General features: G+C 40.1%; 20 protein-coding genes and 1 pseudogene. 9 read left to right on the top strand and 12 right to left on the bottom strand.

The window, feature by feature from the left end; genetic code table 11:
* Positions 1-254: 254 nt before the first annotated feature.
* The 6 genes and pseudogenes from MKY17_RS03525 to MKY17_RS03500 all read left to right on the top strand — a co-directional run.
* A pseudogene (locus MKY17_RS03525) lies at positions 255-404 on the top strand (IS5/IS1182 family transposase); the annotation flags it as partial.
* Positions 405-497: 93 nt separating this feature from the next.
* Complete coding sequence (locus tag MKY17_RS03520) at positions 498-1,085, top strand: YjgB family protein (protein WP_286176950.1); 588 nt, start codon at positions 498-500, stop codon at positions 1,083-1,085.
* Positions 1,086-1,312: 227 nt separating this feature from the next.
* Positions 1,313-2,902 (top strand): S-layer protein, encoded by a 1,590-nt coding sequence (locus MKY17_RS03515; RefSeq protein ID WP_098370581.1) that lies wholly within the window; start codon positions 1,313-1,315, stop codon positions 2,900-2,902.
* 308 nt (positions 2,903-3,210) lie between these two features.
* Positions 3,211-4,035 carry an amino acid ABC transporter substrate-binding protein gene (locus MKY17_RS03510; RefSeq protein WP_098370580.1) on the top strand — a complete coding sequence of 275 codons (825 nt, stop codon included), beginning with the start codon at positions 3,211-3,213 and terminating at the stop codon, positions 4,033-4,035.
* Positions 4,019-4,723: an amino acid ABC transporter permease gene (locus MKY17_RS03505; protein WP_098370579.1), complete on the top strand. Its 705-nt coding sequence runs from the start codon at positions 4,019-4,021 to the stop codon at positions 4,721-4,723. The genes MKY17_RS03510 and MKY17_RS03505 overlap by 17 nt, the downstream gene beginning before the upstream one ends.
* A gap of 29 nt (positions 4,724-4,752) precedes the next feature.
* Complete coding sequence (locus tag MKY17_RS03500; RefSeq protein ID WP_098370578.1) at positions 4,753-5,490, top strand: amino acid ABC transporter ATP-binding protein; 738 nt, start codon at positions 4,753-4,755, stop codon at positions 5,488-5,490.
* 78 nt (positions 5,491-5,568) lie between these two features.
* Here the strand turns inward: MKY17_RS03500 and MKY17_RS03495 are convergent, their stop codons facing one another.
* Positions 5,569-6,744: an MFS transporter gene (locus MKY17_RS03495; RefSeq protein ID WP_098370577.1), complete on the bottom strand. Its 1,176-nt coding sequence runs from the start codon at positions 6,742-6,744 to the stop codon at positions 5,569-5,571.
* 376 nt (positions 6,745-7,120) lie between these two features.
* Here MKY17_RS03495 and MKY17_RS03490 point away from each other — a divergent pair, with 376 nt between their 5' ends.
* Together MKY17_RS03490 and MKY17_RS03485 are read left to right on the top strand one after the other, a co-directional pair.
* Entirely contained in the window at positions 7,121-7,831 is a 711-nt protein-coding gene (locus tag MKY17_RS03490) for a response regulator transcription factor (protein WP_098370576.1), read from the top strand.
* Positions 7,828-9,228 carry a HAMP domain-containing sensor histidine kinase gene (locus tag MKY17_RS03485; protein ID WP_098370575.1) on the top strand — a complete coding sequence of 467 codons (1,401 nt, stop codon included), beginning with the start codon at positions 7,828-7,830 and terminating at the stop codon, positions 9,226-9,228. The genes MKY17_RS03490 and MKY17_RS03485 overlap by 4 nt, the downstream gene beginning before the upstream one ends.
* 58 nt (positions 9,229-9,286) lie before the next feature.
* On the opposite strand, the gene MKY17_RS03480 is transcribed toward MKY17_RS03485, so the two are convergent.
* From MKY17_RS03480 to MKY17_RS03435, 10 genes are all read right to left on the bottom strand, one after another.
* A complete protein-coding gene (locus tag MKY17_RS03480; protein ID WP_098370574.1) occupies positions 9,287-9,640 on the bottom strand; it encodes a YxeA family protein in 354 nt (117 codons plus the stop codon).
* A 5-nt stretch (positions 9,641-9,645) separates the two neighbouring features.
* Positions 9,646-11,565, bottom strand: coding sequence for an ABC transporter permease (locus MKY17_RS03475; protein WP_098370573.1), 1,920 nt, complete (start codon positions 11,563-11,565; stop codon positions 9,646-9,648).
* Positions 11,552-12,319: an ABC transporter ATP-binding protein gene (locus tag MKY17_RS03470; RefSeq protein ID WP_098370572.1), complete on the bottom strand. Its 768-nt coding sequence runs from the start codon at positions 12,317-12,319 to the stop codon at positions 11,552-11,554. Before MKY17_RS03470 ends, MKY17_RS03475 begins: the two co-directional genes overlap by 14 nt.
* Positions 12,320-12,496: 177 nt before the next feature.
* Positions 12,497-12,787: a DUF3817 domain-containing protein gene (locus tag MKY17_RS03465; RefSeq protein WP_034305497.1), complete on the bottom strand. Its 291-nt coding sequence runs from the start codon at positions 12,785-12,787 to the stop codon at positions 12,497-12,499.
* A gap of 254 nt (positions 12,788-13,041) precedes the next feature.
* Positions 13,042-13,737, bottom strand: a complete 696-nt coding sequence (locus MKY17_RS03460; protein WP_098370571.1) for an RraA family protein — start codon at positions 13,735-13,737, stop codon at positions 13,042-13,044.
* 70 nt (positions 13,738-13,807) lie between these two features.
* Positions 13,808-15,106 carry a CitMHS family transporter gene (locus tag MKY17_RS03455; RefSeq protein ID WP_098370570.1) on the bottom strand — a complete coding sequence of 433 codons (1,299 nt, stop codon included), beginning with the start codon at positions 15,104-15,106 and terminating at the stop codon, positions 13,808-13,810.
* 75 nt (positions 15,107-15,181) lie between these two features.
* The gene (locus tag MKY17_RS03450; protein WP_098370569.1) at positions 15,182-16,135 is read right to left on the bottom strand and encodes a hydroxymethylglutaryl-CoA lyase; all 954 of its coding nucleotides are present in this window, start codon (positions 16,133-16,135) and stop codon (positions 15,182-15,184) included.
* A 1-nt stretch (position 16,136) separates the two neighbouring features.
* Complete coding sequence (locus MKY17_RS03445; protein WP_098370568.1) at positions 16,137-17,345, bottom strand: CoA transferase; 1,209 nt, start codon at positions 17,343-17,345, stop codon at positions 16,137-16,139.
* A gap of 262 nt (positions 17,346-17,607) precedes the next feature.
* The gene (locus MKY17_RS03440) at positions 17,608-18,372 is read right to left on the bottom strand and encodes an IclR family transcriptional regulator (protein ID WP_179891018.1); all 765 of its coding nucleotides are present in this window, start codon (positions 18,370-18,372) and stop codon (positions 17,608-17,610) included.
* Positions 18,373-18,491: 119 nt separating this feature from the next.
* Complete coding sequence (locus MKY17_RS03435) at positions 18,492-19,556, bottom strand: C45 family peptidase (protein WP_098370566.1); 1,065 nt, start codon at positions 19,554-19,556, stop codon at positions 18,492-18,494.
* Positions 19,557-20,272: 716 nt separating this feature from the next.
* Here MKY17_RS03435 and MKY17_RS03430 point away from each other — a divergent pair.
* On the top strand, positions 20,273-21,664 hold the full coding sequence (locus MKY17_RS03430; protein ID WP_098370564.1) for a hypothetical protein: 1,392 nt from the start codon (positions 20,273-20,275) through the stop codon (positions 21,662-21,664).
* Between the two features lie 451 nt (positions 21,665-22,115).
* On the opposite strand, the gene MKY17_RS03425 is transcribed toward MKY17_RS03430, so the two are convergent.
* Positions 22,116-22,847 (bottom strand): alpha/beta fold hydrolase, encoded by a 732-nt coding sequence (locus MKY17_RS03425; RefSeq protein ID WP_098370563.1) that lies wholly within the window; start codon positions 22,845-22,847, stop codon positions 22,116-22,118.
* Between the last annotated feature and the right edge of the window lie 14 nt (positions 22,848-22,861).

The following is a 22,861-nucleotide window of genomic DNA, read 5'->3' as shown; positions in this document are numbered from 1 at the left end:
GCACTCGCTTTCCGCGGGCGGTCCGGGAGCCTCCTCGGCGCCTTTGCGCCTGTGGGGTCTCCCCCTGGACGCGCTTTTCCCGCAGGAGTCTCGTACCTTCCGCTCCAATTAACTTAGTTTTAAATTTCAGATAGAACCCTTTTGCCTATTCTTTATTGTTTTAAAATAGAATTATTTAAACTTGAGGTGATGAAGATGCTTGCTAAACATGATTCTAGAGATCAACTTGAAGTGATTACTTTAAATCAACTGGTGCAGCAGACCGCAAAAGTTTTGTATTGGGACCGATTGTAGCACCTGGAAATTCACATGACAGTCAAATCTTAGAGCCACTAGTTGAACAAGTGATTGAGAAAGTTGGAAAACCGGAAGCAGCTGCCGCAGATGCAGCTTATAAATCCCCTGATGCTCCACTATAATCAAACATTCCAATCTATCACCAAGAAAATGTTTTATGCTAAGAAATTGTGGAAAAGTAATTATAGGAGGGATAAGAAATGATGTTATCTAAAAAACCAGCGGCCAGAATGATTAGCACCGTTATTCTAACCGGTTCTCTTTTAGGGGCAGGTGCATCGTTATCAACAGAACCGGTTGAGGCTGCATCCACAATGGATTCCGCCCCTCCCATAGCTAAGGAACACGCTCTTACCACCTTACATGAAATCTACAACAAAGCTTTTTCAGGAGAAATGCCTTATACTGCCATGGGTTTGAAAATTAATGAAAACACCCAAAAAGATGTATATGAGACATTCGGTTCTCCCCCTGAGCCAAGTAACACAGATGAAACTTTTGACTATTACCATGCAGAAATGGGGCATCCGGGATTTGCATTTGCCTATAACGATGACAAGACCATCTCACAAATCCGATATTTTGGGACAAATGTAGAACGGGACCATAATCTAGGAAGCATCACACCAAAAGTTTTAGGAAAACAGCTCGGCAGTGCTGACGAAATACGCCATATTTCCAGTACGAATGAAATCAACTACATTTACAAGACAGGAAATTATGAACTACAATTCATTGTCGGTGAAGATCGGACTGTAGATCATATCAATCTACTACAAGCTAAATAATATTTACGGCAAAATAGTCGTTACAGGTTGTAGAGAAAGAAAATTTTCTCTACACCTTTTTTATTTCGAGCCCCTCCCCTTTATTCCCTTTCAATTTCCAAACCACTGTTACCAGAATCGGTCTTTCCATTTACAAAAACCATACTCACCCCAAACGGATTCTTAATATTTTTACAATAAAATTAGCTTGTTCAATATTATTTCAATATATGGAGGTTGTCGGTAAGATGATTAATAAGTTCAGGGCTTTCACAGTATCGGTTCTAAGCATAGCCATCCTTTTTCAAGGTCTACCTGTCGCGGGTGCTGCAAATGATGCAGAAGACAATCAGACAAATCCGGGAGGCAGATGGATGAAGGGGGAATATCATGCCCATACCACTCAGTCAGATGATACCGAGGGATCACAGAGCCTTGAAAGCTTGCTAAATAACGCATTTGATAAGTATGGCCTGGATTGGATGGGAATTTCCGACCACTTGAGGATGTCTTCAAGGGATGATGAGGGACATTTGATTCCAGGCGGGCCGATACCGCTGTCTCAAGGAATCATTCAATATCAAGCCCCGAAAATGGAACAACTGCAAAAAGAGGGCAAATATAAAAATAAAGTCATCTTTTCAGGCTTCGAATGGGATATGCCTACATACGAGCATGTCGGCATAGGCATTTTGGGAGATCAGCCGAGCTCACCTAAAAGTCTGAAAGCTGGCAATCAGTTCGAATATCTGTTCACCAACCAGGATGAAAAGATGTTCGATTCTAAGGATGTAGCTGTCTGGAAAGTACAGGATCAAAGAGCCAATAAGACATCCGAGGATGCCCGAACAGCATTGGCATGGCTTGAGAAAAATTATAAGCATACAAGTTATGCCATATTGAACCACCCATCAAGAAAGAGGGTGTACAACATATCTGATTTTCGTGACTTCAACAATATCGCCCCGGATGTCATGTTCGGATTTGAAGGTATGCCAGGTAACCAGATGGAGCCAGATCGAGGCGGATTAAATCTGACAACACCGGAAAACCGGACCTATGGCGGATCCGATTATATGCTTGCTAAGGTAGGGGGGGCATGGGATGCACTTCTTGGGGAAGGTCGTAAGTTCTGGAATTTTTCCAATTCGGACTCCCATTTTGAAATCAGTGAAAACCGCCTATACTCCAGTGGTTACTGGCCAGGAGAATATTCCAAGAATTATACATGGGTAAATGGCTCATCAATAAAATCCGTCCTTGATGGCATGCGATCTGGGAAATCCTTCTCTGTTTTTGGTGACTTGATCGATGCCCTTGATTTCCAAGCTAAAAACGGAAACAACACGGTTGATATGGGTGGGGACCTTAAAGTGAAGGAAGGACAGATGGTCAAGATCACCATCCGATTTAAGAGCCCCCAAAAAAACAATAACGGGGACCCCGTCAAGGTGGATCACGTGGATCTAATTTCCGGGGAAGTAACCGGGAAAGCAGTGCCTGGAACACCTGCTTATAATAAATCCACCAATGATACGACAAAAGTTGTTAAACGCTTTACCAGTAAAGACTGGAAAACCGATCGCGATGGTTTTCATACCATCACTTACAAAGTCAAAGCAAATAAGGATCAATATTTCCGTTTGCGAGGCACGAACCTAGGGGAAAATGTCTCTGGAGAAACGATGGACGGGGAACCGCTGATCGATAAAAAGACTGAAATCGAGGATAACGAAACGCGTTTTTCGGAAATAAACAAACGTAACTATAAAGACCTTTGGTTCTATTCGAACCCTATATTCGTCAGCGTAGAGGATAGGAATCATGAAAAACACTAAGGTAAAAAGAATCTTGCAATAGTTCCGGACGGCCCAAAAAAGCCCCTTTTCCACTTAGCTAAAAATCATGTGGATGAGGGGCCTTTTGTCCCCTTGGATTCTTAATGATCACTTCCCTTTCAAATCCTTTTTCGGATAACGATACATCTTTCTTTTAGTATTATTTCACTTCAATGCGTGAAAATCCGTATAATTCACCAAGTTTCATTAACAATAATGATGTAAGTTATTTTCATTGACTTTTTTCCTTTTCTTGTATAGTATCACAGAGTATCAATCCCTATCAGATTACTAGGAGGTTTACCCAAATGAAAAAAATGGTTGCACTTTTATCGCTATTGTTAGCTTTCACGGTTGTACTTACCGCTTGTGGTACCAATACCAAAAATGAGGCAAACGATACCGACAATAAATCTTCATCACAAGAAAGTCTGTATGATAAAGTCAAAAAAGATGGCGTATTAACTGTTGGAACTGAAGGTACATATCCTCCTTTCACATTCCACGATGATTCAGATAAACTAACGGGGTTTGATGTTGAAATTGCTAAAGAAGTGGCAAAACGCCTTGGAGTGAAAGCTGAATTCAAGGAAACACAATGGGACGGCATGTTTGCAGGCTTGGATGCTAAACGTTTTGATATGATCGCAAACCAAGTGGGTATCGATGAAGACCGTCAAAAGAAATATGATTTCTCTGACCCATATATTCAATCAGGGGCCGTATTGCTTGTACACAAAGATAATTCGGATATTAAATCCTTCGATGATTTGAAAGGCAAGACCTCTGCACAATCTTTAACGAGTAATTACAATGATCTAGCCAAATCACATGGTGCTGAGGTTACAGGCATTGAAGGATTTTCTCAATCTGTACAGCTTATTGGTTCTAAACGTGTAGATGCCACGATCAATGACAAATTATCGTACCTTGATTATAAAAAGCAACACCCGGATGCACCTATCAAAGTCGCTGATGAGGAAGAAAGCGGAGTCGCAAGTGGTTTAATGTTCAGAAAAGACAGCGGCAAATTAGTGGAAGAAGTAAATAAAGCACTTAAAGCAATGAAAGATGACGGCACATACGCGAAAATCTCGGATAAATGGTTTGGTGAAGATGTTTCTCCTAAGTAATATTTTCACCGACCCCGAGCGTATGGACCAGCTTGTTTCCATCGCTCAAACCTCCCTCTATCCCATGATAGAGGGAGCTATTCAATATACGATTCCACTAACGCTAATTTCATTTGTTCTCGGCCTTATTCTCGCTGTACTCACAGCATTGGCTAGATTATCTTCCATGAGGATCCTTCAAATAATTGCGCGAGTATATGTGTCAATCATCCGCGGGACACCTTTACTTGTGCAATTATTTATCATTTTCTATGGACTTCCAAATTTAGGTGTAACCATCAGTCCTTTTATATCGGCTATAATCGGATTCACACTAAGTGTTGGAGCATACGCTTCGGAGATTATAAGAGCTGCCATTTTATCGATACCTAAAGGGCAATGGGAAGCGGGCTATTCGATCGGGATGTCATATACCCAAGCTTTAAAGCGGATCGTCTTGCCGCAAGCAGCGCGTGTATCCGTTCCCCCATTATCCAACACGTTCATTAGCCTTTTAAAAGATACATCGCTTGCATCACTCATTCTTGTAACGGAATTATTCCGTAAAGCCCAGGAAATCGCTGCAAAAAACTATGAATTTCTACTACTATACATAGAGGCAGCTGCTTTATATTGGATTTTGTGTACCATTCTATCTTTCATTCAAGGAAGTTTAGAAGACAGACTTAATCGTTATGTAGCAAAATAAGAACCGCAGTAGTTAAAGGAGATTTTAAAATGATCAACATTAAGAATCTTCATAAATCATTTGGTGACCTTGACGTATTAAAGGGCATCGATTTGGAAGTGGAGCAAGGTAAAGTCATTGTATTGATCGGTCCTTCGGGTTCAGGTAAAACAACCTTTCTTCGGTGTTTGAATCTCCTTGAAGTACCCACGGACGGGACGATTGAAATTGATGAAACCATAATGGACTTCAAAAAACCCGTTAGAAAAAATTCAATTACATCTTTCCGCAGTTTGACAGGGATGGTTTTCCAAAGCTATAACCTCTTCCCCCATAAAACAGCATTGGAAAATGTAATGGAAGGCCCCATCATTGTAAAAAACATAGCCAAACATCAAGCGAAAGAAACGGCTGCTGCCCTGCTTACAAAAGTGGGCTTAGGTGAAAAAATCGATTTTTATCCGTTTCAATTATCAGGCGGACAGCAACAACGAGTGGGAATTGCAAGGGCCCTGGCCATGGAGCCTAAGGTCATGCTATTCGATGAACCCACGTCCGCTTTAGATCCCGAACTAGTTGGAGACGTGTTACAAGTCATGAAAGACCTGGCGAAAGAAGAAGGCATGACAATGATCGTGGTAACCCATGAAATGCGTTTCGCCCGTGAAGTCGCCGACGAAGTCATTTTCATGGATGAAGGAAAAATAATGGAGCGGGGAACACCCGAGCAAATTTTCACAAATCCTAAAGAAGCTCGTACACGTAAATTCCTCAATATGATTCAATAAAAAAACGGTGCTATTCAAGCACCGCTCGCGGCTCCCCCCATTTTTAGAAATGGGGGGTTTTTGCATTCATTAAATTAATTAATGAGATGCTTGGACCTGTCTTGTCTGTGTCCTTACATGGTATAACTGAAAAAGAATCAAAGCAAAAACGGAAAGGATTGCGCCCGATATAAATGGTAAATCAATCGAAATCGAAAATAACCAACCGCCTATCGGGGGACCCGCAATCCTGCCGAACGAGTCGAAGGAAGATAGCAGGCCAGTGACACTGCCATGGCCCGTCATGGAACTTTTGGTCAGCAGTGCCGAAATTGCCGGCCGGATGAACCCATTACCCAATCCGAAGATCGTCAGGAAAATCGCCGATGTCCAAAAACCGGAAGAAAACAGGATGAGAATGAAACCAACTGCCGACACGATGATTCCCATTCGGATAACCGCGCCTTCCCCATATTTCTTTGTCATCCTCCCCACTAATCCACCTTGAACGATCGCACTGCCAAACCCCATGATCATGAAGATATAGCCTAATTGTACAAGACTTATATCAGCCTTTTTGGCTGCAAAATAGGCAAAAGTCGTTTCGAGTCCTGCCATTGAAAGGGTGACGATCAATTGCAGAAAGAACATGGTTTTAAGAGGCCCTTTAAAGGCTTTCCACATCGACTCTTTATTTATTGACTGTTTGGCCCTCTTTTCAACCGTATGTGATTCCTTTAGTATCGCAATCACTAAGAATAAAGTAATCAAAGAGGATATACCTGCAATGTAAAACGGTAAGTTCAAACTTGATTTGGAGAATACCCCGCCAATCGCCGGTCCGAAGATGAATCCAAGCCCTGTAGCGGCCCCGATGATTCCCATCCCTTTTCCCCGATCTTCCGGCGTCGTGATATCAGCCACATACGCCATTGCGGTTGGCATGTTTGCCGATGACAAAATCCCACCAATGATTCTGGCTACAAATAATACCCATAAGGAATCTGCCGAAGCCTGGATGAAAAACGAAAGGGCCAGTCCAGCAATCCCGATAATCATGACAGGCTTACGTCCTATCCGGTCAGATATACGTCCCCACATCGGGGCAAAAAATAATTGCATTAATGAATAAACAGCCATTAAAAGACCAAGCTCAGCAGGACTGCCACCAACCTTTTCGGCAAGGAACGGAATGACGGGAATGATGATCCCAAATCCGACCATGACTAAAAACATCACTAAAAAAAGAACGGGTAACACCTTTTTTGTTTCCATTATTTTTTTCTCCTTTTATTCTTCCACATTCGCTGCATACTTTTATTTAAAGGTTTGGGTCAAAAGAACAGCAACGAATTCCTTAATTACACTACTTAGCATAATCTTCCTAACAATACTTTAAACAGTTTATCATACAACCTTTACCAAATCAGTATGAAGTACGCTCTTCTTTCCGAAACTACCTTAACTAAATAAAGACCAGGCATCAGAATCCTGATCTTTACAGTAATTTTTCAGGTAATAGTACTTACGTTTTTTCCACTTTGTTTCGTGAAAATAATGAATGAGTTCGTTAAATATCTTTCCTCCCCTTATTTTTTCTTAAGGGGTACTCTATACTGTAGGGTATGATTGATGTTTGGGAGGTAGCAGAATGTCGAATGATCAGTGGATTTTAATTATTGACGACGAAGAAGATTTGGCACGTCTCATGGAGACAGTTTTACATAAAGAAGGTATCCCGAATATTGTTACGGCGGGGACGATTGCGGATGGGTGGGCAAAGTTTCAGGAGTTCGATCCATCACTGGTCTTGCTTGATATAATGCTGCCTGATGGTGAAGGCTATGATTTATGCAAGCAAATTCGTGAAGTGTCGAATGTACCCATATTATTTTTGTCGGCAAAGGATGAGGAAATTGATAAGCTTCTAGGGTTGGCGATTGGCGGGGATGATTATATTACCAAACCATTCAGTCCGAAAGAAGTTGCATATCGAGTAAAGGCGCAGCTGAGGCGTGCGGGCTTTTCAGAGGAAAAGGCCGTTCCGAAAAAACGGCAAGTTGGTCCTTTTGAGCTTAGTGCAAATGAAAATGAAGTGAAAAAGGATGGCAAAACGCTTGAGCTCACAGCTAAAGAAATCGGATTGATGAGCTGTTTTATGCATCATCCGGATCAGATCATGAGCAAGGAAACTTTATTTGAAAAGGTGTGGGGCGATGATTTCTTTGGCTCTGATAATACAGTGATGGTACATATTCGCCGTTTACGTGAAAAAATCGAGGCAGACCCTTCAAAGCCTTCATTTTTAATAACCGTTAAAGGGCTTGGTTATAAATTACAAACCAAGGGTGAAACAAAATGAAGTGGAAATTGACACGGCGATTTTTAGGATCCGTTGTGACAATTGTTGTAATCGTAGGGATCGTAAATACAATTTTACTTTTATCTCTACTCTTTTATCGAGCCATGCATAATTTCGAGGCAGAGGAAGTTTCAGCTGAAAACTTTAGCAGAACCTTTTCACAATATGTGGAACTAATAGATAACAAACCGATCGTAAATGAAGAAGGGCTAGAAAAACTGCGGAACAATAACGCCTGGATACAATTTTTGAATGATGAGGGGGAGCAAGTTGCAGCCTTTTATACACCTCAAAAATTGCAAACCGTATATTCTCCTGTTGAAATCGTCCAAATGTATAAGTATAAGGAAATTGATGCAGAGACGACTGTTTTTGTCGGCGAAGCCCATAATTTCAGCTATTTTGTAGGAGTTAAGGAACGGAAAATTGGCCGCTATGTAATAACCTATGATTATGAAAAAGTTTTTAAGAACTTTAACATCTTACTAGTAATATTTTTAATCGTAGATATCATCATTGCATTAGTCATTGGATTCTTATTTGGGAAAAAATTAACGAGTCCGCTGAACATTTTAATAGAAGGAATTCAGCAGCTTCGGGAGCGGCGCTTTAAAAAAATGAGCATACCAAAAGGCGTTTATGAAGATGTATTTCGAAATATGAATGAACTATCGGTGAAGTTGGATCAGTATGAAAAAGAACGTGATCAGCTCGACCAAATGCGCGAGGAATGGATTAGCAATGTTTCTCATGACATGAAGACACCACTTGCTTCCATCCATGGATATACAGAATTGATGAAAGATAACGCCACTGAATTAACTCCACAGGAATTGTATGAGTTTACATCCATTATTAATAGACAGTCCGTTTATATGAAAGATTTATTGGATGACCTGAATTTAACGATGCGTTTGCGCAACCAACGACTTCCTTTGCAATTTGAAGATGTTGATATCGTTGGGTTTATAAGAGAAATGACGATCGAGCTTTTAAATGATTCACAATTTGGTGATCAACAGGTTGAGTTTGTGGCAAATTTGGACAAAGCAATACATAAAGTGGATAAAAAACTACTGAAACGGGCGATATTTAACCTAATCTATAACGCACTCGTGCATAACGAGGAAAATGTCGTTGTGAAAATACAAATTGATGATATTGGTCCACAATCAGAACTGCATACCCAAATTACCATTGCCGATAATGGCCGCGGTATTCCCGCCAAAGACTTAGAACAGGTTTTTGAACGCTACTATCGAGGTACGAATACTGCCAGTAAACATGGGACCGGTTTAGGAATGGCCATTGCAAGGGACATCATTCTGGCACATAAAGGTAAACTGGATTTGACTAGCATTGAAAATAAGGGAACCACAATCACGATACTTTTATAATTATTTTTCTTGCAGAGAAAGGGCTGTCCATAATTTACAGACAGCCCTTCTTTCCTATTTATTTTGTTTGTGCCTTTTTTGGAATGTCTTCGAATTTCACTTCATCATATGACGATACTTCATCACCATTTTTCACGTACATCTTTAAGTAAGCATCTTTTCGAAGATTTTTTTGTGCCGTGAATTCAAGCGGTAACGTTTCACCATCTGCATTTTTGGCGTCAAGTTTATAAGAATAGTAAGTCATCACTGAACCATCATCCAGTTTGGTTTCATGTTGTACCCCATCCTCTGTAATTTGCAAATAATAATTGTCGGCATTCATGCGGTTAAAGTCGATTTTAGTAAGAGCGAAGACTCCTGCCGCTCCCAGTATAAACAAAATGCCAACTACCATAAGAAATTTCTTCATTTCGATCATCCTTCTGTTTTATTATTTTGTATGATAATACGATTGTAGGAAGCTGCCGTTAAGATATAATACAGACCGTAAATAACCGTATAAGCGATCATCCAGATCAACACAGGTTTTGCAAGATTCATCATCAATAAGCCCGAGAAGGCTTTTAAAGCAACCGCACTGTGTAATAACCCCACTGCCAGTGGAACGAAAAAGATTACAAGCACTTGTGATGCAATGGATTTCCGCATTTCCTTTGCGTTAACGCCCATTTTATGAAGCATATTGTATTGTGATTTATCTTCCTCTGCTTCCGTTAGAACTTTAAAGTAAATGATACTGCCTGTTGCCGCTAAAAAAACCAGGCCAAGAAAACTTCCGATAAAGAGCAATGAGCCTACACCTTCGATGCTTGTTTGGAAATCTTGAGGGGCACTGGAAAATAGCGCTTCTTCAGGCACTTGTTTTGCAATTTTTTCAGATAAATCCGTGGAAGCTTGATCAACACCGATGACACGATATTTTAGCGCTTCCCCTTCTTTTTGCAATAATTTAAATTGATCATTCGATACGACCACTGCAATGCCTGCAGTTCCGGCATTTAGTACTGTTTGTGTTTTAAAGCTTTGGAATGTGATTGCCGTGTTGTTTTCTGTCCTGATGGTCTTGTCCTTGTATTCAGGTGAGAATCTTTTGTCATATCCAATATCTAAAATGACTGCTTTGCCATTATTCACATGCAGTGCTTCCTTGCCTTGCACTTCTGCTAATTTGTTATATGTTCTTTCATCGATTATCGTGTAAATCTTTTTATCCGAGCTATCGAATGCCGATCCCTTATTCAATTCTTTCGTATTAAATGTGACAGATAGTGCTTCGACATTTTCATCATACTTTGTATTTGGCAATACAGCGCTGACTTGATGATCGCTTTTTGCATCCGTTTGCTGATACATGAAGGTATTCGGATCAACGGTCATAACTTGGTCATTCGCGTTGTAATAAAGACCATAAACCGCACCGCCAGCCGTTACCGTAGTAGCACTTAACACCGCAATTACGGTCAATGTACGTGCATTCCCCCGAATTCGATATAGCAGTTGCGAGATCGTCATCAGATGCAGGCCTTTCCAAAGCCATTTTTCATTTTTCTTAATCACGGCCAACACAAAGCCTGTAACGCTATGAAACAATAAAAACGTACCGGCAATAACCGTTGTCAAAATGATAAGTGACGTCATTAAAAAGCCGACCTTTTCCCACACTTTAGAAGTAAAAAGATCTTGCATCGCCAACCAATAACCCATGACAATCAGGGAAACTCCCAGAATGGCTACAATCATCGATGGCTTCGGAGCCGCTTCCCCTTTTTTCGATGCATGGAAGAGATCAATTAGTTTAAATTGATAAATTAAACGATAGCCCTGGAATGATGTCACCAAGAAAATAATAAGAAATACGATAGAGGTGTTCAAAGCTGCAGATCCCGAAAATGTAAATGGTGCCATGACATCATAGCCCATTAAATAGATCAAAATCGTCATGAACCCTTTTGAACAAAGAAATCCAAGTAAAATCCCCACAACCAATGAAACCAAACCTAGCAATAGGTTTTCAAAGAAGAGCATAAAACCAATCTGACGATTACGTACGCCAAGCAATGCATACAATGCCACTTCTTTTTTACGTTTTTTCATAAAGAATGAATTGGAATAGGCAATAAAAATGGCAACGAAGAAAATCAGGATGACTGCCGCACCACTCATCAATGAATCTAATTTCTGTGATGAAGCCGTTTGTTCTGCAATTGTATCGCTATATTTTAATGTTACAAACGTGAAGTAGATGATAATGCTAAATACCATGGATGCGATATATAAAAAATATTGGGAGAGGTTTCGAGCAATATTTTTTCTCGCTAGACTAAATAACGTCATCTACCTCACCTCCAATTGTTGCAAGGACATCCATAATTTCTTGGAAGAAAGCTTTACGTGATTGGCCACGACGATAAATTTCTGCTGAAAGCGTACCATCCTTGATGAAAATGATCCGCCGGCAGAAGCTTGCGGCATATGCATCATGTGTCACCAACATGATGGTGGAATGATTTTTTTCATTTAGTTCACTTAAGCTTTCCAGCAGACCTGTTGCTGATTTTGAATCAAGTGCACCTGTTGGCTCATCAGCCAGGATCAATGCAGGCTCTGTCACAAGCGCTCTGGCTGCAGCTGTTCTTTGCTTTTGCCCACCGGAGATTTGGTATGGGTATTTAGCTAATAAATCTTCAATCCCAAATACTTTAGCAATACGATTCACCAAGTTAGTAATTTCTTTCGCTGGAACTTTCGCAATCGCCAGTGGTAATAATATATTTTCCTTCACAGTCAATGAGTCTAGCAAATTATAATCCTGGAAGATGAAACCAAGATTATCACGTCTGAAATCCGTTAAGTCAGCACCTTTCATATCGTGAATGCTCGTATCATTCATAAAAATTTTCCCTTCAGTCGGCGAATCAATGGTTGCCAACATATTGAGCAACGTCGATTTACCCGCTCCAGAAGGTCCCATGATCCCTACAAACTCCCCTTCATGAATGTCAAAAGATATATTTTCCAACGCTGTGTAGGCAGCGCTTGATTTACCATATGTTTTTTTTATATTTTCCACTTTTAATAATGGTTCCATTTGTTTCACCTCTTCAGTATTGTTGATACTTATACTTTACATGCTCATTCTTACAGCATCTTTGTGCCAACCTTACAGCAAGCTTAAATCCATAAAAAAAACGCCTTCCATTTAAATGGAAATGCGTTTTTTTGGATTTTTCAAAAGGAAAAGTATTCGGGCATGGATCTTTATCATTTAACTTTGCTTCAATAGCCTGCGGTCGATTACAAAATTCCCAAATGGGATGAATGAAACGATGAAAATCATAGCCATTTTTAAAAAGGACCATTTTGATATGATGCTCACATAAAGTAATAAAAGCCCAAACACGACAAATAAGAAACCATGGATGCTTCCTAAAATGAGTGTTGCTTCCCCAATATCCAATATGTACTTAATGGGCATACCAATGGCAAGCAATAGAACATATGAGATTCCCTCAATTATTGTAATAAACCGAAACCATCCAATAGCTGTAGAAAACATTCGCACATCCCCTTATTCATTGTACAAGTATGGCACAAACAGACTTCCAGCTTCTTGTCCCCCATCCAAAATGTGTTCCTCTATCATATTATATTACTGGCAGATCCCCTAATAAATAGTACCAGATTTTCCTAAAAATAGAACAACAAAAGAAGCCCAATCCAAGGATTGGGCCAGATTATTTCTATAAGCTTAAAAAATCTTTCCAATTACTTACTACCAAGTAGCTGTTTTTAGTCCCTTAGCATCTTAAGTCACATGTTAAAATTCCCTATTTCACTTTTCAACCAGGAAGGTTCAATATTTCCTTCTATAACACCTTGTTTACGTTTACTTCCATATTCCGCTATTTCTTCGAGACGCTTTTGTTCATAAGTTAATTTTTTCTCTGCTCTGGAAAATACCTCTTCAATTTTAACCTGTGAAACAACAACTACACCATCTTCATCTCCTATGACTAAATCACCAGGATGAACATTTACACCGCCACATGTGATCGGCGTATTAAGATCTCCCGGTCGATCTTTACACGGCCCTTTTGGAGTGATTCCCTTTGCAAAAATCGGAAACCCCAATTCACAAAGAGCCTCTTTATCACGAACAAAACCGTCAATGATAATCCCCTCAAGTCCTACTGCGTGCGCAGCCCCAGCCATTAACTCTCCAAGGTAGGCATTTCCTTTGTGACCTTTCCCATCCGCAATTAATACATAGCCTTCACTTCCAGCATAAATGGCTTGATGAAGAAGTAAATTATCTCCCGCAATCATATCAACCGTCATGGCTGTTGCTATCACTTTCATTCCGGATGACACAGGCTTTATCTTATAATCCATTACACCAGCATTAGAATCATACAAAGCGTCTGCTATAAGGGTCGTATTTAACTTTTTAGCTCTATCAATGATTGACTTGGGTAATAACGGAGGCTTTGGGGTTAAGCTATTCAATGCTAACACCTCATTTTGTTATTTATTCATGAAAATTGATCGTTTCTTTCGATTCTACAAACAATAATAACTAGATTGATAATGTACCGAAAAGGATAGCTGTAATAATCATAACCAACGCTGATCCGACAGCGTATTTAAGTGAAAACTTAATATGCTCCCTAAACTCTATGCCGACAAGCCCAATCAATACATATACAGACCCGACCAATGGACTTAATAAATGTAATGGCTGCCCTAATAAAGAGGCCTGTGCAATCTCCAGTTTATCAATACCGAATCCCGAAGCAGTCTCAGCAATGATTGGAATAATACCGAAATAATAAGGGTCATTTGCCATTACAAACGTAAATGGCATACTGGTCAATCCTACAATTACAGGCAATTGTGGACCTAGAAAGTCTGGTATAATATGCACTAAAGTTGAAGCCATGGCATCCACCATTTCAGTTCCCTCCAATATTCCTGCGAAAATACCCGCAGCAAAGATCAAGGAAGTGACAGTTAGAATGTTTCCTGCATGTGCTTCAACTCTTCTCTGTTGCTCTTTTAAATTCGGGTAGTTTACAACCATGACTATAACAAATGCAATCATAAATAGAGCAGGTAATGGCAAAATTGCTTTAACTAAGGCAAAAACCAATAATAGTGTAAGAATGATGTTGAACCAATACAATTTGGGTCTTTTTAATGATTGGTCCGTAATGTCCTCCATTGATACGGCTATTTCACCTTCTGTTTCTGTATAATGACCATAAACACCTAACCTTTTGCGTTCCCTAACCCCAAAAAACACGCCTAGCCCAATGACATATACTGCTCCAGCGATTATAGATGGGATAATTGGTCCTAGGAGTTCCATAGCGTCGTATCCAAAGATGGACATTACCCTTGCAGTTGGTCCCCCCCAAGGAAGTACATTCATGATTCCCATTGACATTGCTGGGAGACAAGCCAGTATTAACTTATTCATCCCTAACTTCTCGTATAATGGCAATAATGCTGTAACGACAATAAGATACGTGATCGTTCCATCCCCGTCCAACCCTACCAATAAAGACAATACTGCAGTAGTAACGGAAATCTTTAATGGATCCCCTTTTGATATCTTCACCATTCTTGTTACCAAGGGATCAAACATACCTGCGTCTATTAATATTCCAAAATATAAAATGGCGAATATCACCATTATTGCGGTTGGTGCAATTGTTTCAATCCCACTCATCATCATAGGTCCTAAATCAGTGAATCCGCCTATCAGAGCAAAAATGACCGGAATGATAATCAGGGCATTAAGTGCACTTAATCGCTTACTCATAATTAAATACATAAAAACAACAATCATCATGAATCCTAATATGGATAACATATATACCCCCCTTGTTTTGTATCCGTTTTCATTCAGAATTTCTTTAAAGGGATTCACTTGAATCCCCTTTAGTAATCACCCAAGCTTTTTTTGACCTTTTGGTTTAGAATGCAGCCTGTTGTTCGGCCCTGCCTTAAGAATAAAGCTTCCACCATCGTGCCCAATTGTACTTTTGATATTGCTGGCGATTTCGAGTAATGAGTCAAGATTAATGGCTGTCCGGATTCCCATTTCATGAAAGCCATGTACAATATCTTCTGTGGGAATATTTCCTGCAGCGTTAGGGGCATAAGGGCATCCTCCCAATCCAGTGGTGGAACTATCAAAATCAGTGACCCCTTGCTGCAAGGCTGCTACTGCATTGGCAAATGCCATTCCTCTTGTATTGTGTAAATGTAAAGTGAACTTGAAACTAGGGAATAAACCTCTAATGATACTTAACATTTCGGATACTTGCTTTGGATTTCCCATTCCAGCCGTATCTGCCAAAGAAACTTCGTTAACCCCCATATCTTTGTATCCTTCAAGAATGGATACTATCTTTTCCAGAGGTACCTTACCTTCATATGGACAGCCAAATGCTACCGCAATTGAACCTCCTACTTCTACACCATATTTTCCAGCAAGTTCTACAATCGGCAGGTGATCCATTTGTGCTTCTTTAACTATACAGTTGGAATTGGATAGGCTATGTGAATCTGTGGCAGATAATAATATCTTTATTTTTTTCATTCCTGCATTAATAGCACGTTCCGCCCCGCGCAAGTTGGGAACCAGCGCTCGGAACTTTACTCCATTTAAGTCCTGAACCCGCTTTACCACCTCTTCAGCATCTTTTAATTGAGGTATTGCTTGAGGATGCACAAAAGATGTAACTTCAATATGTTTGATCCCTGTACTTGCCAGACCACGGATAATGCGAATCTTTTCTTCTGTCGGTATCCATTTGTCTTCCATTTGAAAACCATCTCGCGGGAGAACTTCCCATATATTCACTTTATCAGGTACGATCATTTGTTCATTTTTCATGTTAGATGACCCCTTTGGCTTTTAGATTCGTTAATTCCTCTTCAGATAAACCAAGTTCTTCACTAAACACTTGTTTGTTATGCTCTCCCAGTTCTGGTGCACGATGACGGATACGCCCTGGTGTTTCTGAAAACTTAGGTACAATGCCGGGAACTTTAATCGTTCCAAACTGAGGGTGATCAACTTCCAAAATATTTTCCCTTGCTTGATAATGAGGATCTTCAAAGATATCCTTTATGCTTAATATTGGTGAAATGGGAACACCAAACTCATCCATTTTACTCAAAAGCTCTTTTTTATTTAGGGATTTCATAAAAGTCATAACAAGTTCTTGAAGGAAGCTATCGTTATTCATTCGTTTTTTATTTGTTATATAATCAGGGTTTTCTATCAAATCCGACCGCCCCATAGCTTGAGCCAGACGTTCCCATGTTTTTTGTGTACTGCATACCATAACAACCCAATGTCCGTCTTTTGTTTGGTAAGTACCGGAAGGACTTGAATGACCATGAAGCATAGGTGCTCTCTCTCGTACTTTACCGAGTTGGTCATGTTCAGCAATTAAGAAATCCATCATCCTGAACATCCCTTCATATAGTCCCATCTCAACGATTTGACCTTTTTCAGAGTTAGAAGTTTCACGATGAAAGAGAGCGCTTACAGTTCCAAAAGCAATATAAATGCCCGATATATAATCAAGTAAAGAAAATGAAGGACTTACTGGGGGGCGATCCTGAAACCCTTGTAAATAGGTATATCCCGAAAAGGCAGTACTAGGTGTTCCAAACCCTGCCTTTTCTGCATATGGTCCCGTTTGCCCGTAACCCGATTGCCTAGTCATAATGAGACGAGGATTCACTTCTCTCAGCTCTTCATAGCCTAGTCCCCATTTCTCCATTGTTCCAGGCCTGAAATTTTCTATCAGGACATCTGCAGTGCGAATTAATTTTTTAAATAACTCCCTCCCCTCAATAGTGCGAATGTCCAAAGTTATAGACTGCTTATTACGTGCAAGACCTGGCCACCTCAATGGTTCAGAACCCTTCCACGGTCCAAGACCCCTTAAAGGATCCCCTTTATCCGGAAGTTCCACTTTTAACACTTCAGCTCCCAAGTCCGCTAATAAGGTAGCTGCAAACGGAGCAGCAATCACAGTCGATGCATCGATAACACGAATTCCAGTCAAAGGTCCATTTGTTGGATTATCCATAATTAATACTTCCTCCTTGAAATTATGAGTCTGGTATTTTTGCTAAACAAAATGGGAATAAGAACTTTTACATAAAACTCTTTATTCAGTTCCATCTAATGAAACAATAAATTTCATTAGATGGAACTTTATGAATGAATTATAACAAAGCCACTTTTATCTGTCACGATAAAAATTAAAAAATTCTGTCTTTTAATCATTAAAATAAAAAACAGCGCCCAGTAAAAAAAGGCGCTGTCAATAAATCTTGGCCACAATGTGGCTATTCTTTTGGGTCATTAAAACATTCTGAAATTTTTAAAGCATTCATCTTCACTTCACTTTTTATTGAATCCATTACAGCTTGCGTAAATCTTGTACTTGGCCCAGATACGCATAGACAAAAATTCACTTCTTGATCCACCCCAAAAATAGGTGATGCAACTGAATTAACTCCGGCCCCTCTTTCGTCTAAACTCATAGCAATAGATTCTTTTTGAATAATTGGCAATTCGTCTGATAGACTAATTCGTAATGCTTCGGAATCTAAATTTTTTAGAATTGATTCAACAAACGCCGGAGACTGAAAAGCCAATAATGCCTTCCCACCCGAACCTTTCTCCAATGGAAGTGCCTCTCCAATGCTTACTACATGACGGATTGATTGATTACTGCCGTATCGTGCAATACACCTTCGTTCCTTATTTTCAAGCATATATAGACTCACTGATTCTCCAATTTCATTTCTTAGTTTCTTCATGAATGGTTTTGCAAGTTCCGTTATTTCAAATGAAATGGTATTTTCCGCAATACGACCAAACTGATACATTTTATAGCCAAACTGATACTTTGAATTGGAGAATTTTTTTTGCAGAAGACCATTTTGTACTAGTGTATCTAATAGTCTGGAAGTTGTTGATTTTGCCAAATCTATCTTTTTCGAGATTTCCGTTAAGGATAATTCTGACTCTTCTAAAGTAAAGCAGTTCATTATATTAATTGACCGTTGAACTGTTCTTGACCCTTTCAAGCCTTCATTTTCATCCATATAAGCCCCCCCTTTACAATTATTCACCAACTGATTCTTGGCCATTTAAATGTGCTTCATTTATATTACGAGTGGTAATTTCAACATCATTTAACCAAAGATGGCTTTCCTTAATACGTTCAATTCCGAAACCAATTCGCTCCCTCATCCATATGCACGAAGGGAATATCCGTATCAATTACACCTTTGATTCGTTCTAATTCAACATTTTCCCCTTCAAGCCATTTCGAAAAATCTATTGAAGTCGGCTCCTGGTTCCCTCCCAAGGCAATCCAAGCTTTCATCTCCTTAGGTAAATAAGCGGAAGTATGAATCGTTCCCGCCCAGCTGCTATATAAATCCGAGAAGACACCTTGATTGGTATCATTAAACAACCTGTAAGCATCGTAGGCAGATGAAAGTCTCCCTTCATGATCTTGGATGATCTCCAATCGGCGTTTCGAATCGATAAGATGGTTACGGTTCTCATTTTTCATGATTTCAAAGTGATTGGTACAGGCATTTGACGTGCGCACCTCTACATTTCTCGGAGAGGTTTCAACGATATAGGTACTTCCGCTTTTATCATAGACGACGTAAGTGAAGGAATGACGATGCGGGATTTCCTTCAACATCGCGACCGCTTCTTGTACGTTCGCACAAGATTCAACAATCAGTCTGCCAATCATGCAGCAAATGAAACCATCACCAGGGTTCTTGCGATTCATGAAATTATAGCCTATCACCAGACCCTTTTCATTCATTCCATCCATTCGACCAGTCCCTCGCTGACTCGGGCCGATGCTTGAATACCCTTGATCGGTTGGCTGGAATAAGACATATCGTCCTTCATAGGTCTTTGGGTGGTAATCATAATTGCGAATGAGATAATCATCGCCAGTCATGATGGAGCAGCCCGACCGAACATAATCCAATCGGTATCCACCGAACTCTTGCAGCACGCGGTCAATTGGCCATTTCAACGCTTCTTGCAACCCCAGTAATTCTTCCCAAACTCCAGGGGCGAATTGTGTAATTGCTTTCTTGACCTCTTCTTCCTCAACCGTAAACCGCGGCTGCCTAATCTTCCACTGATCTTCACGATTTTTTACCGTTAGTGAATCTTTTAATTTCTCCCCTTGCATGTATCCAAACTCATAATGTGTACCCCGAAATTGTATGACATCACTATATATTTGCTTCACGGCTTATCCCTCATTTACAGTAGTTGCTATTCAAATTAAGGATACTTGAAGTATTGTTGAAAATAAAGAAGATAAACCTTAAATTTCCCCACGGGTTTGCCTATAATTTGATTTACCCTAAAAAATGAAAATAGCCCCTCTCAATTAAAAGAAGGACCGTTTCTATCAGAATTTCATGTGAAATTAATGTATTAAGTTCAATATTTATTGTCTTTTAGAATTATTCTGTAATGAATTTCAAAGATTCCTCATTGTACTTCTTTATATCAACTACATCAAAGCCAAAAGATTCTTGATAATCATTGTCCGCGAAACAAAAGTCCATTCCTTTAAAGCTAAAAACTTACTTTTAATATCCTTTTCAGTTAAGGGGAATGAAAATCCCTCTCCATTTTTCTTATAAATTTTCCTACATCCAGCTATTTTAGACAACTTTGATGTTATTGGGCCAAAAAACAATCTTGTCCAACTTCGTTCTAGCAGATTCTATTGCATCATTTTTGACATTATTTTTTCTATTTCGGCTAAGTTGGTTGCCGTACACAATAAACCAAATGAAAAGATACTCAGGCCAAGTAGCAGTTCCGCTTCTTAAACTCGATATAATCACATCATAAGTTGAAAACAAGATAAGCCTTAAAAATTTTTGAAACAACTCACCACCCCATATCTCCCTCATAATCTGTAACTAGGCACATTTATGAGGGGGACGGATCATGGAGATGGAATTAACTGCACTCCATTGGATTTATGTTGTATTTATTGCATTGATAATCGGGTTTATGGTAAAACGTCGTGATACTACCCTCATCTGCATAATTGGGATTTTCCTTTTGGCTTTAGTGGCTACAGGCAGTTTAGCCTCATCCGTAAGCGGGATATTCAACAGCTTCATTTTCGCAATTACGGAATTAATGTCCACGATTTTAATCATTTCAATCATCGTTGCCATGAGCACGGTTTTAACGAGGTCCGGCATTAATGATGTCATGATTGCACCGTTTGCGAAATTCATTAAGAATCCTACACTTGCCTTTTGGGTAATTGGAATCGTCATGATGATAATATCCTGGTTCTTCTGGCCATCACCTGCCGTTGCCTTACTTGGGGCTGTTCTGCTTCCCGTTGCCTTACGGGCTGGTTTACCTGCTCTTGGCGTGGCGATGGCGATGAACCTTTTTGGTCACGGAATAGCTTTATCAGGGGATTTCATCATTCAAGCTGCTCCTAAACTAACGGGGGATGCCGCTTCCATACCAGTCGGTGATGTCATCGCTGCGAGCATTCCCCTTGTCATTACAATGGGGGTCGTCACCACCATCTCCGCCTTTATCCTTTTAAAGCGGGATATGAAGCTTGGAAGAATCAAGGCTGCGGATAATGAGGGAATCATCACAGATCAGACAATTAGTGAAGATCTGCTCACACTGGGGCAAAAGAAGTTTTTTGCCGTTTTCATTCCGATTGCCTTTCTGTTGGATGTTGTGGCATTGTCGGTTTTGAAGTTGCAAGGCGGAGATGCCACGGCGTTGGTTGGCGGTACAGCCGTTTTCATTTTGCTAATTTTATCCCTTGTCGCACATAAACAGCAAGGACTTGAAAAATCAACGGCCTATTTGATTCAGGGTTTTCAATTTGGCTTCAAAGTATTCGGACCTGTGATTCCAATCGCCGCATTCTTCTATTTAGGTGATTCTGGATTCAATCAGATCATCGGTGACTACTTACCAAAAACATCACTTGGCATCGTCAATGACCTCGGTGCCGCCTTAGCGGCCTCCGTTCCTTTAACGAAAGAAATAGCCGCAGTCACATTAACGGGAATCGGTGCCATCACTGGATTGGATGGATCGGGCTTCTCAGGCATTTCTTTAGCCGGATCTGTCGCCAAACTATTTGGAACGGCAATCGGAAGCGGAACCGCCACCTTGACTGCACTCGGGCAAATAACCGCGATTTGGGTTGGCGGAGGTACCCTGATTCCATGGGCATTGATACCAGCCGCTGCAATATGTAACGTCAGTCCCTTTGAACTTGCCCGCCGGAATCTGCTTCCGGTAACCATTGGTTTGGCAGTCACTACGATAGTCGCGATGTTTCTCATTTAATCGATCTGCATCGACGTTTGTCGACTCTGAAGCACGGAACGGCCTCTCAATTTCCATTCCCATATTTAAAAAGAGGTTCGGTTAGTCTCACCCCGAACCCTGAAAATGACTTGGTCATCCTTCATGTTTTATTACTTTTTTATATGGAGTGATTGAAGAAATTTACGACACTCCTGACGAATAACTGGCTAGCCGAGTCCCCACAGACGTTTACTTTGACGAGGCTTGGCAGACAGTCGGCGGAAAGGTAGCGGATTTATGAAATCAACTGGAACTTTTTTAATTTGTTTACAATGTGAAAGGACTGAATAAATCAGTCCTTTCACATTGAAGATCGGGTTTCATGCTTATCCAAGCGGATAATTCAAAACTCACATTATATTAAATTTTTTTGACTTCTGAAACTAATTGGCGGAACAAATTTCGGTTGTATTCAAGACAGTCCGCAACCTTAAATCAGAACTTCACAACGACTATTGAGTAAATACTCTTGAATGATTTTTAAAACGATAGACTGGTTTTGCTTTATATAGAAATGATCACCCTTTAATATATGCAATCCTTCAATATGTGCAATGTATTCATTCCAGCTTTCGATACTTTCCTTCGTCACGGTATCATCCGAGCCCAATAGCAAAACGGCTTTATTTCCCACCTTCTTATCGCGTTTTTTTTCATGGTGATAGTTGGCTAAAACATTCAAGTCCGACTGGATTATCGGAAGGAATATATTCATGAAATCTTCGGTTTCTAGGAGTTCCTTGTTCGTTCCCCCGATTTTTTCAAGCGATCGTTTTAAATGTTTTGCATTAGAGCAATCGATTTGGTCTAATTTATAATTTGGAGACGATTTACTTGAAATGAATATATGCTCTACTTTTTTAGCATTTCTCTCTTCTAATTTTGCTGCAATTTCAAAGGCTACAATCGCACCCATGCTATGTCCAAACAAAGAGATGCTTCCCAGTGTATCCATTTGATGCTTCGTTTCCATTTCTTTCATTAATATATCCGTCAAATCCGCCATATGGTCACACAATGGTTCACTATATTTACTGCCATGTCCTGGGTATTCCAGCGGGATTACCTCTATCCCATCATCATCAAATTTCCATTCTCTATAAAAAGATGCACTTCCCCCGGCATAAGGGAAACAAAAAAGTGTCTTCTTCAGCCCTTCCATCCCCCTTCTCCATG

The organism is Peribacillus sp. FSL P2-0133, assembly GCF_037975445.1.
GTDB classification, from domain to species: Bacteria; Bacillota; Bacilli; order Bacillales; family DSM-1321; genus Peribacillus; species Peribacillus simplex_E.
This window is presented reverse-complemented; position numbering and strand designations above follow the sequence as displayed.